This window comes from Sphingobium sp. GW456-12-10-14-TSB1 (genome assembly GCF_059424385.1).
Window position 1 is genome coordinate 194,270 of sequence record NZ_JBWKZI010000003.1, and the last position, 15,988, is coordinate 210,257.

The 15,988-nt window shown below is 63.6% G+C and carries 18 protein-coding genes; 5 read left to right on the top strand and 13 right to left on the bottom strand.

Annotation, left to right across the window (positions count from 1 at the left end; all coding sequences use genetic code 11):
- Positions 1-119: 119 nt before the first annotated feature.
- The 3 genes from AC07X9_RS23385 to AC07X9_RS23395 are packed head-to-tail and all read right to left on the bottom strand — an operon-like array spanning position 120 to position 3,996.
- Positions 120-1,004, bottom strand: coding sequence for a ribose-phosphate pyrophosphokinase (locus AC07X9_RS23385; RefSeq protein WP_021245237.1), 885 nt, complete (start codon positions 1,002-1,004; stop codon positions 120-122).
- Entirely contained in the window at positions 1,001-2,539 is a 1,539-nt protein-coding gene (locus tag AC07X9_RS23390) for a thymidine phosphorylase family protein (RefSeq protein WP_021245238.1), read from the bottom strand. The genes AC07X9_RS23385 and AC07X9_RS23390 overlap by 4 nt, the downstream gene beginning before the upstream one ends.
- Positions 2,536-3,996: an MBL fold metallo-hydrolase RNA specificity domain-containing protein gene (locus tag AC07X9_RS23395; protein ID WP_021245239.1), complete on the bottom strand. Its 1,461-nt coding sequence runs from the start codon at positions 3,994-3,996 to the stop codon at positions 2,536-2,538. Before AC07X9_RS23395 ends, AC07X9_RS23390 begins: the two co-directional genes overlap by 4 nt.
- A gap of 251 nt (positions 3,997-4,247) precedes the next feature.
- On the opposite strand from AC07X9_RS23395, the gene AC07X9_RS23400 reads away from it, so the two are divergent.
- From AC07X9_RS23400 to AC07X9_RS23410, 3 genes are read left to right on the top strand one after another with little or no spacing between them, the layout of a single operon-like run.
- A complete protein-coding gene (locus tag AC07X9_RS23400; RefSeq protein ID WP_013039078.1) occupies positions 4,248-4,511 on the top strand; it encodes a DUF2933 domain-containing protein in 264 nt (87 codons plus the stop codon).
- Positions 4,508-5,257 (top strand): methyltransferase family protein, encoded by a 750-nt coding sequence (locus AC07X9_RS23405; protein ID WP_021245240.1) that lies wholly within the window; start codon positions 4,508-4,510, stop codon positions 5,255-5,257. The genes AC07X9_RS23400 and AC07X9_RS23405 overlap by 4 nt, the downstream gene beginning before the upstream one ends.
- A gap of 55 nt (positions 5,258-5,312) precedes the next feature.
- The gene (locus AC07X9_RS23410) at positions 5,313-5,588 is read left to right on the top strand and encodes a hypothetical protein (protein WP_030541607.1); all 276 of its coding nucleotides are present in this window, start codon (positions 5,313-5,315) and stop codon (positions 5,586-5,588) included.
- Positions 5,589-6,411: 823 nt separating this feature from the next.
- On the opposite strand, the gene istB is transcribed toward AC07X9_RS23410, so the two are convergent.
- Positions 6,412-7,140 (bottom strand): IS21-like element helper ATPase IstB, encoded by a 729-nt coding sequence (istB, locus tag AC07X9_RS23415; RefSeq protein WP_031304487.1) that lies wholly within the window; start codon positions 7,138-7,140, stop codon positions 6,412-6,414.
- On the bottom strand, positions 7,127-8,641 hold the full coding sequence (gene istA / locus AC07X9_RS23420) for an IS21 family transposase (RefSeq protein WP_021238707.1): 1,515 nt from the start codon (positions 8,639-8,641) through the stop codon (positions 7,127-7,129). The genes istB and istA overlap by 14 nt, the downstream gene beginning before the upstream one ends.
- 136 nt (positions 8,642-8,777) lie before the next feature.
- Here istA and AC07X9_RS23425 point away from each other — a divergent pair, with 136 nt between their 5' ends.
- A complete protein-coding gene (locus AC07X9_RS23425) occupies positions 8,778-9,350 on the top strand; it encodes a DUF3320 domain-containing protein (RefSeq protein ID WP_086485386.1) in 573 nt (190 codons plus the stop codon).
- 168 nt (positions 9,351-9,518) lie between these two features.
- Here AC07X9_RS23425 and AC07X9_RS23430 read toward each other — a convergent pair whose 3' ends face one another.
- Positions 9,519-9,788, bottom strand: a complete 270-nt coding sequence (locus AC07X9_RS23430) for a hypothetical protein (RefSeq protein ID WP_017182168.1) — start codon at positions 9,786-9,788, stop codon at positions 9,519-9,521.
- 122 nt (positions 9,789-9,910) lie between these two features.
- Here AC07X9_RS23430 and AC07X9_RS23435 point away from each other — a divergent pair, with 122 nt between their 5' ends.
- Positions 9,911-10,588: a hypothetical protein gene (locus AC07X9_RS23435; RefSeq protein WP_007684587.1), complete on the top strand. Its 678-nt coding sequence runs from the start codon at positions 9,911-9,913 to the stop codon at positions 10,586-10,588.
- On the opposite strand, the gene AC07X9_RS23440 is transcribed toward AC07X9_RS23435, so the two are convergent.
- From AC07X9_RS23440 to AC07X9_RS23470, 7 genes are all read right to left on the bottom strand, one after another.
- The gene (locus AC07X9_RS23440; protein ID WP_495198004.1) at positions 10,568-11,194 is read right to left on the bottom strand and encodes a DUF6088 family protein; all 627 of its coding nucleotides are present in this window, start codon (positions 11,192-11,194) and stop codon (positions 10,568-10,570) included. The genes AC07X9_RS23435 and AC07X9_RS23440 overlap by 21 nt on opposite strands.
- Before the next feature lie 144 nt (positions 11,195-11,338).
- On the bottom strand, positions 11,339-12,445 hold the full coding sequence (locus AC07X9_RS23445) for a relaxase/mobilization nuclease domain-containing protein (RefSeq protein WP_017182165.1): 1,107 nt from the start codon (positions 12,443-12,445) through the stop codon (positions 11,339-11,341).
- Positions 12,438-12,974 (bottom strand): plasmid mobilization protein, encoded by a 537-nt coding sequence (locus AC07X9_RS23450; RefSeq protein ID WP_017182164.1) that lies wholly within the window; start codon positions 12,972-12,974, stop codon positions 12,438-12,440. Before AC07X9_RS23450 ends, AC07X9_RS23445 begins: the two co-directional genes overlap by 8 nt.
- 251 nt (positions 12,975-13,225) lie before the next feature.
- Entirely contained in the window at positions 13,226-14,158 is a 933-nt protein-coding gene (locus AC07X9_RS23455; protein ID WP_015449366.1) for a ParB/RepB/Spo0J family partition protein, read from the bottom strand.
- Positions 14,158-14,922, bottom strand: coding sequence for a ParA family protein (locus AC07X9_RS23460; RefSeq protein ID WP_021245271.1), 765 nt, complete (start codon positions 14,920-14,922; stop codon positions 14,158-14,160). Before AC07X9_RS23460 ends, AC07X9_RS23455 begins: the two co-directional genes overlap by 1 nt.
- A 13-nt stretch (positions 14,923-14,935) precedes the next feature.
- Complete coding sequence (locus tag AC07X9_RS23465; protein ID WP_017182162.1) at positions 14,936-15,112, bottom strand: hypothetical protein; 177 nt, start codon at positions 15,110-15,112, stop codon at positions 14,936-14,938.
- 183 nt (positions 15,113-15,295) lie between these two features.
- Positions 15,296-15,688 carry a DUF3768 domain-containing protein gene (locus AC07X9_RS23470; RefSeq protein ID WP_021245272.1) on the bottom strand — a complete coding sequence of 131 codons (393 nt, stop codon included), beginning with the start codon at positions 15,686-15,688 and terminating at the stop codon, positions 15,296-15,298.
- Between the last annotated feature and the right edge of the window lie 300 nt (positions 15,689-15,988).

Genomic DNA, 15,988 nt, shown 5'->3' on the forward strand with positions numbered 1-15,988 from the left:
AAGATTGGTTCGGGCTCGTGTAGGGTCAATGGATGGGAATGCGCCCGGCGTTTGCCGGGCGTTCGTTTTCATCGTGCATTGAGCATTGAGTACTGAAGAACTGACGCGCAGCGCACCGTTCAAATTCCGTGACGAACGGCCTCCGCAATCGCCGGCATCACGTCGATATCATTAGAGGTATGCGCAACAGCGTTCGTGCTGACGATCCTCTCGACGAGCCCACCCAGGACTTGCGCTGCATCGCCGGCGAAAAGCGGATGCACGACCACGCAATCCGGTCGCGCGAACCCCATGCCGACCAGCTGGCGCGCCGCCTCGGCGAGGGTCCGGCCGGATGAGGCGATATCGTCGACCAGCACCGGCTGGCGATCGAGAAACGCTGGGGCATTCGGAATCGAGATGGTGACGTCACGGTCGCCGGACCGGATTTTCTCGCACACGAGAAACGGAGCATCGGCATCGGCCGCCACCTGCGAGACCCACTGTTCGCTTTCCAGGTCCGGACCGATGATCAGCGGACGAGCGACATTGCGCTTGATCCACGAGGCCAGAAGTGGCGCGGCATGAACAACCTGGGTCGGGATGCGGTAGATTTCCGACAACGCATGATAGCGATGGAGATGCGGATCGACCGTCACCAGCCAGTCGAGATGGCGGGACAGAATCGCGGCAAAGGTTCGCGACGTCACCGCCTCGCCGGCATGGAAGCGTATGTCCTGGCGCATGTAAGCGAGGTAGGGGGCGACGAGCCCGATCCTGCGAGCGCCCAGATCGCGCGCGGTGTCGGCTGCGAACAGCAGCGGCAACAGCTTGGCGTCCGGATGATCGAGACTCGACAGCAGGATGACCTCGCGGTCGCTGACGTCGCTTACGACCCTGAGATAGGTTTCCCCGTCAGGAAACTGACGATGCTCGATCGTGCCGACCTCTGCATCGAGCGCGGCGGATAGCGGCTGTGCCAGGGCCTCGCTGCCAGGCAGCGCGAACAGCACGGGACGGTTCATAGCGCTTCAATCCCGAAGATCGGCCCGTCGCTCACCGCATAGGCCGCCGCATAATCGAGCTCGCCCGGGCTCTCGGCATGAATGGTGCACAAGGGAGCCCCGGCATCCACCATCTGGTTCAGCCGACACTGCAGCGCGACGCCGGCGGCCTTGGCCATCGGCGCGCCGGCAAGCTTCGCGACCGTCGCGAGCTTGCGATTGTCGATACTCACCAGGCGGCCGCTATAGGGAGCGATCATATCCTGTTGGAACCGGGCGACCGGTGGAGCCCGCATGCCGCCCTGCGCTTCGCAGATACGTTGGAACTTGGCCCAGGCCCGGCCGCTTTCGAGGCACGCCCGCGCACGCGCATAGCCTTCGCCGGCCGGGGCTGCGTCCGCGAGCTCAAGCAGTCCTCCCGCCAGCTCGCAGGCCCGGTGGGCGAGATCCTCGGCGCCCGGCTGCCCCTGGAGCACGGCAAGGATATCCTGCGCCTCGAGCGCCGGACCGATGCCCCGTCCGATCGGCTCGGCGCCGGGGCCGCGCATCACGCGCGTGCGAAGCCCGAAGGCTTGGGCGACAGAGCTCAGCGCCCGCTCGAGCGTGTCGGCGGCATCGGCTCCGCGTACCTTGGCGGTCGGCCCGACCGGGATGTCGATGACCAGATGGGTCGCACCGGCCGCGATTTTCTTGGACAGCACCGAGGCGACCATCTGCCCGACGGCATCGATATCGAGCACCCGTTCCACGCCGATGATCACATCGTCGGCAGGGCTGAGGTTGACGGCGCCGCCCCAGGCGATGCAGCCGCCTTCGCGCTCGACCACCTTGCGGATTGCGGAAACGTCGAGGTCGACAGGTGCCAGCACCTCCATCGTGTCCGCCGTGCCGGCCGGCGAGGTGATCGCCCGCGACGATGTCTTGGGCATGATCAGGCCCTCCGCGGCCATGATCGAGACGATGATCGGCGTGGTGCGATTGCCCGGCAATCCACCGACGCTATGCTTGTCGACGATGACCGTTCCGGGCCACTGCAATCGCTCGCCGACATCGACCATCGCCCTGGTCAGGCTGATCGTTTCGTCCGTATCGAGCGGGACCGCTGAGCAGGCCGTGACGAATGCCGAGAGATGGACATCGCTATAGCGTCGCTCGGCGATGTCGGTGATGATCGCTGAAAAAGCCCCGTCACTGAGACGATTGCCATAGATACGCCGACGCACTTCGGCGAGCGAGGCGAGAGGCTGGGCGTGCGCGATCTCGACCGGATCGCCCTCGCTGACGCCGAGCCGCTGCCATGCGGATTCCGAGAGGCCGATCTCGCCGGGCGCTGGAGTCTCCGCGGAACTGTGCAGCAGCGAGACGACGATTTCCCGCCCGCCGGCGCGCAGCGCGACCTGCGCGCGGGACGCAAGACCTTCCGAGCGGCAGACGGGACAGTCGTGGCGCATGACCGCGATCAGATCGCTACCGGCACCCGACAGGCCGATGCGGCGTGCCCGCAGCGTCGTCGCGACAGACTCTGCTTCGGCGTTCTCGATGATCCCGGGCTTCACGCGAGCATGCCCCAGCTACCCAGCGCCGGTACGCTGCATGCCCAGCCCAGTTCCTCCGAGACACGCTTCGCCAGGACGTGGGCGCCGGTCGGCTCGCCATGGGTGACATAGACGTGGCGCGGGGCCTCGTGCAGCGAGCCGAGCCAGCGCATGAGCTCGTCGCTGTCGGCATGCGCCGAGAGCATCGTCAGGTTGGCGACCTCGGCTTCGACCGGGATATACTCGCCGTGGATCTTGATCGTCCGGGCGCCGCCGATCATGGCGGCGCCGCGGGTGCCCGCCGCCTGGAAGCCCGAGAAGAGGATGAGGTTCTTCCCATCCGGCGCGAAGCGCTTGAGATGGTGGAGCACGCGGCCGCCCGTTGCCATTCCGCTGGCCGAGATGATGACCTTTGGGGCGGGGTTGGCGGTGAGTTCCTTGGATTCCTCCACTTCGCGCACATAGTGCGCGACGCTGCACGCCGCTTCGCACTCGGCGCGGGCCAGGCGATGCTCGTCCATGAAATCGCACATCAGCCCGCTCGCGTTGATCGCCATCGGGCTGTCGAGGAAGATCGGGATGTCGCGGAGGCGTCCCTGCGCGCGCAGACGCGAGAAATGATAGAGAAGCGACTGGACCCGTCCCACGGCGAAGGCCGGGATCACCACCGTCCCTCCTCTCTCGACGCATCGTTCGACATGATCTCCAAGCGTCTTTGTCGGATCGACCTGCTCGTGGCGCCGATCGCCATAGGTCGATTCCACCAGGACATAGTCGGCGCGCGCGGGCGGCTCGGGATCTTTCATCACCGAATCGCCGTAACGGCCGATGTCGCCTGAGAAGAGGATTGTCCGCCCCTTCCAGTCGATCTCGATCGACGCCGCGCCGAGGATGTGGCCGGCGCGATGATAGCGCACCCTGATGCCGTCCGTGACTGCATGCCACGCTCCGAACTCGATCGGCCGGAAGAGCTGCAATGCCAGACGCGCGTCAGCCTGGGTGTAGAGCGGCAGCGCCGGCTGGTGCCTGGAGAAGCCGTGCCGGTTGGCGAACTCCGCATCCTTTTCCTGCAGATGACCGCTGTCGGGAAGAAGGAGCTCGCACAGGGCCGCGGTCGCCCGGGTGGCAAGGACGGTACCGTCCCAGCCCAGGCGCGCCATGCGCGGTAGCGCGCCCGAGTGATCGAGATGAGCGTGGGTCAGCAGGACTTGGCCGACATCGGCGACTTCGGGTGGAATTGGCGCCCAATTAAGGCGGCGCAGATCCCTGGGTCCTTGAAACAGGCCGGAATCGACAACGATCTGAGTTTCACCATCGTCCACCAGATAACGCGACCCTGTGACCGTTCCCGATGCGCCGAGAAAGGCGACGCCGAGACCATCGGCCGGGCGCTTAGCCAGATCGATCCTTGCTTCGCGCTCGAGGACGGTCACGCCGGACTGGTTGCGGGAATGGTGCCGTTTCTTTCTCTTGTGCATGGACGCGGGCCTGCCTCTCACGATTATGTTCGTGAGCGCAGCTTTGATTCGCGGACGCCGCACGCCTATACGCAAAAGCCGCAGCACGACTGCTGCTCCCGACAGTTGCGTCGCGCGAACACCGGTGGCCGATCCGATCGATCACCTTACCCATGCTTGCGCGATGCCCTTCGGACTTCGGTCTCTACTTATACCTTGCTCCTTGGACTCGAGCCTATGCAGGCTGGACGTTGACTAGAAGAGAACGGCATATGGGCGAACATGACCATCGCATGCGCAAGCGCGGCAAGATCGTTCTGATCGGCTTCCTGCTCGTCGCCAGCTTCTTCCTCATTACCGAGCATACCGCGCACTTCCTGGGTGTGCTGCCCTATCTCATCCTGCTCGCCTGCCCGCTCATGCACCTGTTCATGCACCACGGCCAAGGTGGGCATCAGCATGGCCATGAGCCCGGCCAGGCACCCGCCGGCTTGCCGGCCAATCCCAACGGCCGCATCGAAGGAGAGTCGCGATGACGCACGCCGACTATGGCTATGGTCTGTGGGGGCTCGCGCTGGTCAATGCCGCCGTTTTCATCCTCTTTGCGTTCAGCTTCTTCAAGCCGGCAACGCGGCGCGACTGGCGCAGCTTCGGCGCGTTCAGTGCGTTCATCGTCGCGCTCTTCGCCGAAATGTATGGCTTCCCGCTCACCATCTTCCTGCTGTCGGGGTGGCTCCAGTCGCATTTCCCCGGCGTCGACTGGTGGAGCCACGATGCTGGCCACATCCTGGAAATGATGTTCGGCTGGCGCATCAATCCGCATTTCGGCCCGTTCCACATCGCCAGCTTTGTGCTGATTGGTGTAGGCTTTTGGCTAATCTCGATCGCGTGGACGGCGCTTCACACGAGTCAGCGCAAACACGAATTGGCAATGACGGGGGTCTACGCCCGGGTGCGGCACCCTCAATACGTAGGGTTCATCCTCGTCATGCTCGGTTTCTTGCTACAATGGCCGACGCTTCTGACGCTTGCCATGTTTCCAGTGCTGGTGGTGATGTACATTCGTTTGGCTAAGCATGAGGAGAGATACGCGCTCGCGACCTACGGCGATAGCTACCGCCAGTACATGGCCCATGTTCCCGCCTTCTTCCCCAGCTTGCGTTGGAAGCGGGAGATTGCAGGACTGGCCTTCACAGGAAATGCTCGAATGGCAGGCCATCAGACGGACGGGCCGGTTAGCGAGGGTTCTCGAGAACACGACAACATGCTGCCAGGAGGTTAGACGTTGTCCTCCTCCGCAAGATCATCACGAACATGACGAAATCGAGGGGGCGTATGTGACCATGCAGGTGACGATCCTTGCGATTGTAGTAAACGGCGTTCCCGTCCTGAGCCTCCATCAGACCCGATCCGCGGCCTGGAAGCGGCTCATGAGATTCATAGACGCGAAATGGCCGGAGCGCCTGGGAGCGATGCTTCCCCCTGCCGAAGACGAAGCGAAGGCGCGCATGTTCTTTCGCGAGGAAGATAAAGACCTGTACGCGATCATCGACGCCGACATATCAGAGCTGCACGATGCCTTGGGGTGGGTCAAAGATCCCGTCGTTGGTTAGCCCGTCACGCGATCGCCCTCGAAAAGCTGGGCCGCCCACCGATCGAGATCGCAGCCACGTCCTGAACGTCACCGAAGTTCAGGACGTGACCGAGCCCGGGCAGTGCGATCGGGCGCTATCTGTAAGCCGGACAAGCAACTGACCTGTTCGACCGCCGTGCCAGCGGGCTGATTGCCAAGGGCGCGGCCGGATTTTGCGTCGGCGCAACGGGTGTCAGTCGGTGTCGGCCTCTACGGAGAGATGTGCAGCGGCTGTCATCTATCGCCCCGGCGCGGAGGAATCGGAGGTGAGCCAAGGCCCTTAACGGCAAGCCCCGAACTGGCGAGGGGTGGCGCAACGCCTCACGCCCGCTCAGCAGCCCTGGATTATCAAGCATGGTGTAAGCTGACGGCCGAGCCGGCGGGGGGCAAGACGCACCGGATCCCCTGTCTGGGACACGGTGGCGTTCGTGCGCTAACTCTCGGGGATGACGGCTGAGCCGTACAAGCGCTGGTCGCGGGCGCACCTGTCGGCCACGCGGGATGATGAAGAATCTGGCAGGCACGAAATGAGACACGCAAGGATGGAGATTCGACCCTGAGAAGCACCAAACTTCGGCTGCACCTTCTCGCGAGCCGCACTCACAAGTGGCTCGCGATCATTGTCTGTCAAACGGCGTTCAAAAGGGACCCCCGATCGGCGTCGAAGAGGGACCCCCTTTTCAGATAATATGATGCTGGTTTGTTGAAGATGGCCTTGCGCTGCGTGCGGCGGAGGGCGGGCGTAGCCCGACCGGAGGCGCGCGCAGCGCAAGATAGATTTTTGAAGGCGCCGAAGGTGGCTGTCAGCTGCGGTTTTTGAAGCGCCAGCTGTCGTTGCCCGTCTCGACGATATCGCAGTGGTGGGTGACGCGGTCGAGCAGCGCCGTGGTCATCTTGGGATCGCCGAACACGGTCGGCCATTCGCCGAAGGCGAGGTTCGTGGTGATGATGACGCTGGTCCGCTCATAAAGCTTGCTGATGAGGTGGAACAGCAACTGCCCTCCCGAGCGGGCGAACGGCAGATAACCGAGCTCGTCGAGAACGATCAGGTCGAGCCGCGACAGCTGCGCCGCCAGGGTCCCGCCTTTGCCGATCCGGGTCTCCTCTTCGAGGCGTGTCACCAGATCGACGGTGTTGAAGTAGCGGGCGCGAGCGCCCCTTCGCACGACATTGGCGGTGATCGCGATGGCGAGGTGGGTCTTGCCTGTCCCCGTGCCGCCGACCAGCACGATATTGCGGCGAGGCGGGAGGAAGGAGCCATCGTGAAGGGAGCGGATCATCTCCTCATTGATCGGTGTGCCCTCGAAGCTGAACCGCTCCAGGTCCTTCACCACGGGCAGCCTCGCAGCCGTCATCCGATAGCGGATGGAGGCTGCATCCCGGTGGGTCGCCTCAGCACGGAGCAGGTCGGTCAGTATCTCCATGGTGGTGCGCTTGCGCTGGAGGCCGGTGGTGACCGCCTCGTCGAACGCCGCCGCCATGCCCTTGAGTCCGAGGCCGCGCATCGTGTCGATCATATCATGCCGCTGCATCATAGCCTCGCAGCAGATCATAGCGGGCACAGTCGGCGAGCGGAGGATGCTGCAGCATCCGGTCTTCCGAAGTGACGATGCTGTGGGGTGTCGCCGGCTCGCGGCGCCGGGAGAGGATGTTGAGGATCAGCTCGTCGCTGGCCGTTCCGTTCGCCAACGCTTCGCGCACGGCAGCCTCTACCGGCTCCAGGCCATCGGTGAGCACCGCCGAGAGGACCCGCACGAACCTGCGATCGGCCTCGTCCCCGGTGCCGAGCCTTCGCCGTAATCGGTGCAGGGCGGGCGGCAGATCCCAGTCCTGGAACGGTGCGCCGTTACGCAGCGCGCCGGGCTTGTGCGCGAGGACCGGCAGATAATGCCAGGGATCGTATATCGTGCGGTTCCGACCGAAGTGGCGCTCATGCTCCCCGACGATCGCATCGCCGCAGCGTATGACGATGCGATCGGCATAGGAGCGCACCTGAACGGTCCGGCGTGCGGCCGTCGACATGACCGAGTAGCGGTTGCGATCGAAGCTGATGAGGCAGGTGCCGGTGACGGCATGCTCGCTCTCATGGAAGCCGTCGAACGGTGCCAGGATCGGCTGCAGGGCCGGTCGCTCCATATCCAGCGCCTCGGCGACGGTAATATCCCCGCGTTCGGGATGGGCATGATGCTCGGCCCAGCGCCGGCACTCGGCCTCCAGCCACCCGTTGAGCTCGGCCAGGCTGGCGAACCGGAGCCGCGGCTGGAAGAAGCGGCCTCGGATTGTCTGGACCTGCTGCTCGACCTGGCCCTTCTCCCATCCCGCCGCCGGCGAGCAGGCGGTCGGCTCGACCATGTAATGATCGGTCATGATCAGGAAGCGGCGGTTGAACACACGCTCCTTGCCGGTGAACACGGCCGTCACCGCCGTCTTCATATTATCGTAGATACCGCGTCGCGGCACACCGCCGAAGAACGCGAACGCCCGGGCATGGGCATCGAACAGCATCTCCTGGCCCTCGCGCGGATAGGCCCGGACATAGGGTGCGCGCGAGTCGCAGAGACGCATATGCGCCACCTTCACCCGCATCGGCTTGCCGGCGATCTCCACATCCTCGTGGCTCCAGTCGAACTGGTAGGCCTCACCCGGCTGGAAGGTCATCGGGATGAACGCCGGTGCGCCTTCGCCAGCATCCTTCCGCCGCGCAGCACGCCAGCGCGCCGCATAGCGGCGCACCGCATCATAGGATCCATCGAACCCCTCGCGCACCAGCAGGTCATGGATACGCGTCATCCGTAGCCGATCGCGGCGGCCGCGACCTTCGTTCTCCTCAAGCAGCGCATCGAGACGATCCTGATAAGGACCGATCCGCGGCAGCGGCTGGACTTTGCGCTGATAGTTGAACGCCGCCTCCGGCGACCGGATCGCTTTGCGGACGACCTTCCGCGACAAACGAAGGTCACGAGCGATCGCCTTGATCGCCTTACCCGCTGCATGCTCACGCCGAATCCGAACCACTGTCTCCACGATCAACATCCCGTTCTCGCCAACTGATCAAAACCAGTCGGCCGACTAAATCCCCGGGATGAAGGGGTCCTTTTTGCACGCCGATCACCCCACGAAGGGGGTGCCTATTGCACGCTGATCCTCAGGGCCCGTCGACAAAGCCGCCGTGGTCCGCCCCTCCAGCCCCGAGGATGGCGAGAAAAGTTATTCGCCTCCTGCAATCGAAATCGGCACCGAATACCAAATCGCCTCTCTGGTTGTTCCATTGGAAGAGATCGAACAGATCTATCAGCCAGAGTATAAGCCAAGACTTGAAAGGCTGATCGACGCCACACTTCAGGCCGAGGGGCCAATGTATGAAGACATCCTGATTGAAAGGATCGCCCGCGCTCACAAAAAGGAGCGAGCAGGCCGGATTATTCAGGATATCGTTACACAGGCAATTTCCGATCGTCATCCATCGGTGCAAGAAGATGGCCGGAACGTGGTATTCCACGAAACGATGGATACTGGCCAGTTGGTTGCGTATCGACCGGCCCGATCAGATTGGCGATCTCACCGCGACATTCCTCTCATTGAACTCGCGAGCCTGGCGTTGCCTCTTGTCCGAAGAGGCAAGGCGGAAGCCGATGTCCTTGCCCATTTTGCACGGACTTTCAGCTTGGCTCGATTGCGGGAGCCTACGAGGAAGCGGTTTGAAGCTGCTATCGCAATGGCAAAAGCGACGCGCGAGAATTGATGTCAGGCTTGTGAACGCCCTGCGTTATCGCGGCCGTGCAAGAAAGCTGGCAGCCGTCGAACGTGGGCACCCCACTACTGAAGCTCAAACTACGGCAATTTAACATAAGATATATTATCAAACTTTTATCGTTTTATATCAATCATTTATCATCTGAAAGAGCAAGGGTCATTCCGGTGAATTGATATCCGCCCAATAGGTGATCTCCTCGAAAAGGTGCATGCCTTCCGGAGCTTCCCATCCCTTACGCCCGTCATCCCATCGGCCGATTACGGGGCGATCTCCTTCCCAGAGCAGCATGAGGCGACCGTCCTTTCGGTCGTCGGGCATCGCGCCAATCGGGTCCCACGGGATGTATTTCGCTGTGATCACGCAAAATCTCGTCGCATGCCGGCGGCGCGCGAGTTCATTCACGCTGCGCTGCTCCAGCAACGGCATTGAAGATCGAATCGACGATGTCTAGAAATAAAGTGCCCCGACGGTTTGCAAAGCAGGGACCGCCGGGGGATACCCAGTTCATATGGCGCAAGGGTGCCTAAAAATCAAGTGAAAAGGTTCCCGTGCCAACGTTCGTTCATGCCTTGTCCGCTGACCGCTTCGACACTTATCTGAAGTGGGCCGGAGCCGATCAGACGCTCGCAGAGCGCCTGTACACCTATAATGTGCAGCTTTCCGCAGCCCTCTATGGCCCTCTACACATGCTCGAGGTCGTGCTGCGTAACATGGCGGACGCGCGGCTTGCGGCCCAACATGGCGCCGCCTGGATCGACGATCCTGCGATCCTTGTGACGAACTATCAGACGGGCGCAATCGCAAAAGCACGGCAAACGCTACAGAAAGACGGGAAGGCAGCGACCCGTCCGCAGATCGTAGCGGAGTTGAACTTCGGCTTCTGGGCGTCACTCTTCGGCCCCAAGTCACACCACCTCTGGCAAAGCCTGCGACCCATCTTTCAGGCCAAAGGCGTACAGCGCGGTGTGATCGCGCGGGACTTGCGCGACCTGCGTATATTGCGCAACCGCGTCGCCCACTATGAACCCATCATCGCGCTTCCGCTCGCGCAGCGCTATGCGAGTATCACGACCTTGACGGGCTGGCTGTCGCCAAGCGCCGCGACATGGATCGCCAAGTATTCGACATGGCCGACACTTTATCCGGCCGTACCCATCCTTGTGCCCGACCCTGCATCTGGAGATTTGCTGGTGGCGCCAGCGGCGCTACCCTTTCTCCCTGCATGACCTATCTCTCCGCGACGCCTGAATCTTCAGGACAATGTCGCCCATCCAGCCCGGCATGGCCGGGCGGCCCGCGACGAGCGCACGCGTACCGGCATCGTCGAGCCGCGCGGCGAAGCGCCCGATCGCATCCGCGTCGATATTGCCCTTCCCCAGATGCGCGAGCGCCTGAACGATCGCATTCACAGACTCCGGCGCGTCGAGCACCGGCGCGCGGCTGTGCTTCAAGGTAACGCTGCGGCCGCCAGCCTTGGCGGTGCGGGTGCGACCGCTGGTGGCGTAGCTCGCCCGGGCGGGCACCTGCGTCGAGAGACCAAGGCTATTGGCCGCCGCCGCTCCCGACGGCGCGAGCGCATCGCCGCTCTGCGCGGAGAGCGCCTGGGCCACCTGCCCGGGATCCGGGCTCAGGGCACCAAGCTTGTCATGCTGGCGGGGATAGTCGTAGAGACCACGGCCGATCCGACGGATGTCACCGGCATGCGCGAGACGCGACAGCGCCATGTCGACCGAGCCGCGCGTGCCGAAGTCGACAAACTGCTTGGGCGTAAACACCCAGCCACGGCCCTTGCCGCGCACACGCTTCATAATCCGATCAGCCACCGCAGACATGTCCATGCTCCTGTCTGTTAGATAATAGCATGGTTTTTTCTAACAAGCCATGACCACAGAAAGCGCCAGTTCCCTCGACTTTCCAAGACATTCTAGCACATGGTAGTGGGAGCATCCCTTCGCAAGATCAACCACCCATGCGAATCAACGCTCCCGCCCACGCTCCGGCACTGGCCGCTCGGGACCAGCTCCACCCTCCAGCTCGCGCGCCGGCTGTGTCGCTTGCCGCCCCTGCATCATCTCGCGGGCCAGGGCCAGACGTCGGGAGACCGCCGGCGGCATAGCCGCCAGGAAACCCGCAATTTCGTCGGAAAGCGCCTGGTCGTCGGCCTCGCCGGTACGTGCAAGCGCCACCGCCGCCTCCGCATAAGCACCGCGTATCTGCTTCTGGCGAACCAGCGCCATCACGTCTTGCGGCCGCCGTTCCTCATCGCGCGCGTGCGCAAAGGCCCGGGCGCGCAGCACGTTGAGTTCATCCATATTGAGCCGGCGCCCCTCCTGACCGATCCGAGCATCGAGATGCAGCGCTGCAGAGCGCACACGCTTTTGAACGTGACCGCGTGCGCGTCTGGGCGTCGCCTCAGCCGCGATGCCGCGCGCCCGTAGCTCATGCGCGAATGTCTCTCGCATATGATGGAGGTCGGCCTTGCGCGGATTGAACCGCGTGCCGTCCGCACCTTCGGTGGCCACCGCCAGATGGATGTGCGGATGATCGGTATCGGTGTGGAGCGCCAGCATATAGGCGTGATTGTCCTCAAACAGGATGCGGGCGAACGCCTGGGCGGCATCCTGCAGCGTCTCGGGATCGGTCGAACCGCCGGGCATGGAAAGGACCAGCGACAGCGAGGTCGGCCGGTCGCGGCCATGCTCGTTCATCGCCTCGTCGAGCATGGCCCAGTCCTGCGCGATCTCCTTCAGCCGTTTGGGATCATTGATGATCTCACCCTCGCTCGAGCGCACCGCAAGCTTCCCGTGCCGCGCAACATAGCCGAAATGCTCCGATAGATGATGCGCGCCATATTGCTTGCCCGAGACCTTGACCATGACCTCCGGGGCCTTGCGCACGATCCGCTCGAGCTTGGCCCGAGCCTCGGCCTGGCTCAGCGGCACGGACCGCCCCTGCCCTCCCCGGCCCGGTGCGCCTCGTCCGATGCGGACATAGGCCCCCCGCAGTGTCCGTTTACCGCCGGTGGGCGGCCGCCATGCCTCCATGAGGCTGGGCAGCGGCAGGATGCCCTCCTCCTCAAGCATCGAGGCTATCCCAATAGGCAAGATCGCCCTTGAGCGCGGTGCCGAGACCGGCAAGCGCCATCCGGATTTCCGTCTGAAAGCTTGCCACCCGTGCCGCCTCGCGCGCGACATCGAGCCCGGATTCGACCATCACCGATGCGTTGAGCGCCCGCGTCGCCTGATTGAGATTGATGCCGATCCGGTTGAGCTCGCGCCACGCCTGGGCCACTGCCGCCCGTTCTTCAAGCGGCAGCGGTGCCGCCGAATGCAGCCGGCAGCGCACCAGCCTCGTCACCCAGTCGGTTCGCTTCATACCCAAAGCATCGGCCTCGGCATCCAGCGCGGCAATTTCCGCTTCGGTCAGCCGGATCTCAAACCGCCGTGTTGCTCGCTCCCGCCGGCGGACTGGCCCCGACCTCTCGCCCTCCTCCGCGTCCACTGCATTCATGACGAGGCGCCGCAGCAAAACCGAGCGGCCACCGGCGCTCTCCGCCACAGCATCGAAGCGCTGGGCGATGTCATCGTCGAGACGGAAGGTGAAGACGGGCATGCATCAAAGGCTATTGTCATACATCCCCGGCGTCACGCCTATCCGGCCCTCACCTTCACTCAACTCATCTGATAGTCTGCTTGAGCAGACTTCGACCATATTTGGGAAAATGCGCCTATCATTCACGCCTGATCCACGAAGGGCGGCGCCAACGGCGCCGCCCCAGCTCGGACCTGCGCAAAAGGCCGCACCCCGAAAGGGGCACGGCCGACATACACACGAACAGGATATGCGAACGCGGAGGAAGAGGGTCAGAGCATCGCGGCGTCGGGGCGTCCCTCAGACGCGGAGCAAAGTCGTTCGGTCGCCACCTCTTGCCGAGAACCATCGCCGAAGATCACGACGACACGCGGGCCAAGGACAAGACGCGCGGGACGGCCATCAACTTCAACGGCAAGGCTGGCCTCTGGCGTTTGCTCCCCTGGTCGCGCGACTGGCTCAGTCCCTCCCCGCGGTTCCGGACGAGCGACGGTCACTGCCGCGGCCTGCATCGGCGTTGCCTCGATGCTGGGAATGTCCGCCTTACCCTTCAGCCCGGCAATGAACCGCGCGCCTTCCGCCAATGTCGCGCCGCTCTCATCCCAGGCGCCCACATAGGCCTCGACTTCCGCAGGATAATCCCTGGCTGTGCGATGCAGGTCATAGAGCAGCCGGATCGGCGCGCGCGGGAGCGCCTCCCTGAGATAGGCAGGCATGTCACCATAGGCCGCATAGAGCGAGACGAACTGCTTGGAGCGTCCCAGCGCAGCAGCGATTTCGACCTGGCTCATGCCGCCCTTGAGCATACGGGCAATCGCATGAGCGAGCTCGACCGAAGACAGGTTCGCACGCTGATCGTTTTCAACGATCTGATCGGCCAGCAGATGGGTTCCCTCGCCCTCGGCCACGATAATCGCCGGGATCGTCACCCGGCCCGCGAGCTCGGAGGCACGAAAGCGCCGCTCGCCCAACCGGATGCGATACAGGCCAGCGGCGTCGGCGGGAGCAACCGTGATCGGCTGCAAGACCCCGCGGGCCGCTATGGACGCCGCAAGCTCGGCCAGGGCGTCGTCGTCGAAACTGCGCCGGGGATTGCCGGGGTCGGGGATGACCCGCTCCAAAGGAATATCCTCGACCCGGCGCGCCATTTCATGCGCGCCGACCAACAGGCCAAACTCCTCGATGCGTTCATCGAACTTACCCATCAGGCGGCGGCCGCTGGCGCTGAACCCAGTCGCCGTTCGATCTCGGCGAGGATCGGCCGAATTTCCTCGGCCGCCGCCTTGGCGCCGCCACCCCCTTCCATCCAGACCGGTCGATGATTTTCCGCGGCATGCTTATAGGTCGGTCGCGCCTTGATGAAGGCAGGGAACATCAGCCGCTCGCCCACCGCGTGGGCGAGCTTGACGGCATTGTCTATTTCGCGCCGGTCGAACGGGTTGACCATTGATGGCAGCAATCCGAGGAAATCGATCTTGCGCCCTGCCCTCGCCGCCTCGGCCTTGCGCAGCGCGGTCAGCAGCATCTTGGCGCATTCGACTGAATCTTCGGCGACCTGGACCGGCGCGATCACTGCGTCGGCGACCGCGAGAGCGCTCAGGGTAAGCTCGTCCCATTTGGGACCGGTATCGATCACGCACAGGTCGAAATGAGGCGCGAGCGCAGGAAAGCGGCCGAGAAAGTCGCGCACATCCTGTGCCGCCTTGATCATCTGCAAACGCTGGTCGGCAGCGAGCAAAGTGAGCCCGACCTGGCCATCGGCGGCAAGCGCCGCCGATGGATCGAAGAGATCGGCCGCGAAGCCACCCGGCCGCTCGCCGGCCAGACGGCGCGAGGAACTACCTTGCGGGTCCAGGTCAACGAACACAACCCTGCGTCCCGCCGCTTCGGCCAGATACCAGGCGAGATGCGTGGCGAGGAAGGTCTTGCCTACCCCGCCCTTGAGAAGGCTCACAGCGATCGTCCTCATCGGGGCGGCCAGCTCAACAATAGTCTTCCGGACCGTCGCGCAGATTGCGCTCATAATGGTCACGCGATGACCAGTCGCCGCCACCGCCAATGCCCGGACCGACATAGCGGAACAGGTAGACGGTGAGCGCAAAACAGCCGAACGCAAAGAGGATCGCGTGATCGGGATGGGCGGCGAAATAAGCGGACATGGCGTTAACTCCTCAAATGGTCTGATCCCGCGGCGGTTCACGGCTTTGCACCGGCCCGGGGGCGATGCTCCGGTGCACCCTCCCCTCCCCGAGCGCACTTGGTGCGTGGACATCCTTTGCGCGCAGTCTGCTCAAGCAGACTTTTCACGGCCATCCCCCCGGTCAGGGGGATGGCCGTGCCGATCAGTATTCTTCGGCGAGTAGGATCGTCAGAACCCGAGTGGTGACGTCGGGATTGGCTGGATCGGGTGAGCCCCAGGCAAGCTCGAGATCATAATAATCGATCTTCCAGTAGAGAATGGCGCTGTCATATTCGAAGCGACCAAAATCATGCTCGCCCAATGGATCGTTGTCGGAATTGAAGCTGTCATAGTTTCGCACCGTGCGCAGGATCTCAGCGCGTCTGCGAAATCCGCGGAAGAGGGACACATCCCCGACCAGCGCGGCAACGCCTGCGGTCATGACGATCTGGTTTCGGCCAGGGCTGCAAATAGATCTCCGCAGGCTGTCATTCAGTGCGGCGATGCGGTCGATCCGCTCGGCTCGGTCTGCCGATTGTTGAGAAGGCTGCGACATGGCTGTGACTCCGGTCTGGATCAGCCCCGCCCATCGGGGCCTTCCGACAGGCGCCCCAAAGGGCGGCGTCATAGCGGGGTCGTGCACCCGGAGGGTCGCAACGCAGTGGAGAAGCCCGCCTATGCGGGCTTGCTCGGCCCCGCGCGCCGACCAGGAAGCCGACAACGGAAAAGGACCCAATGGCGTGGACACCTGTCCGGTGTCGCACCCGTGTGATTGGCGCTCTCGGACTGCAGGAGACTCACCCTCTCGATTACGCCCATCTCAAGCCGAAGTTCGAGATCGGTGGGAATGCCGAAG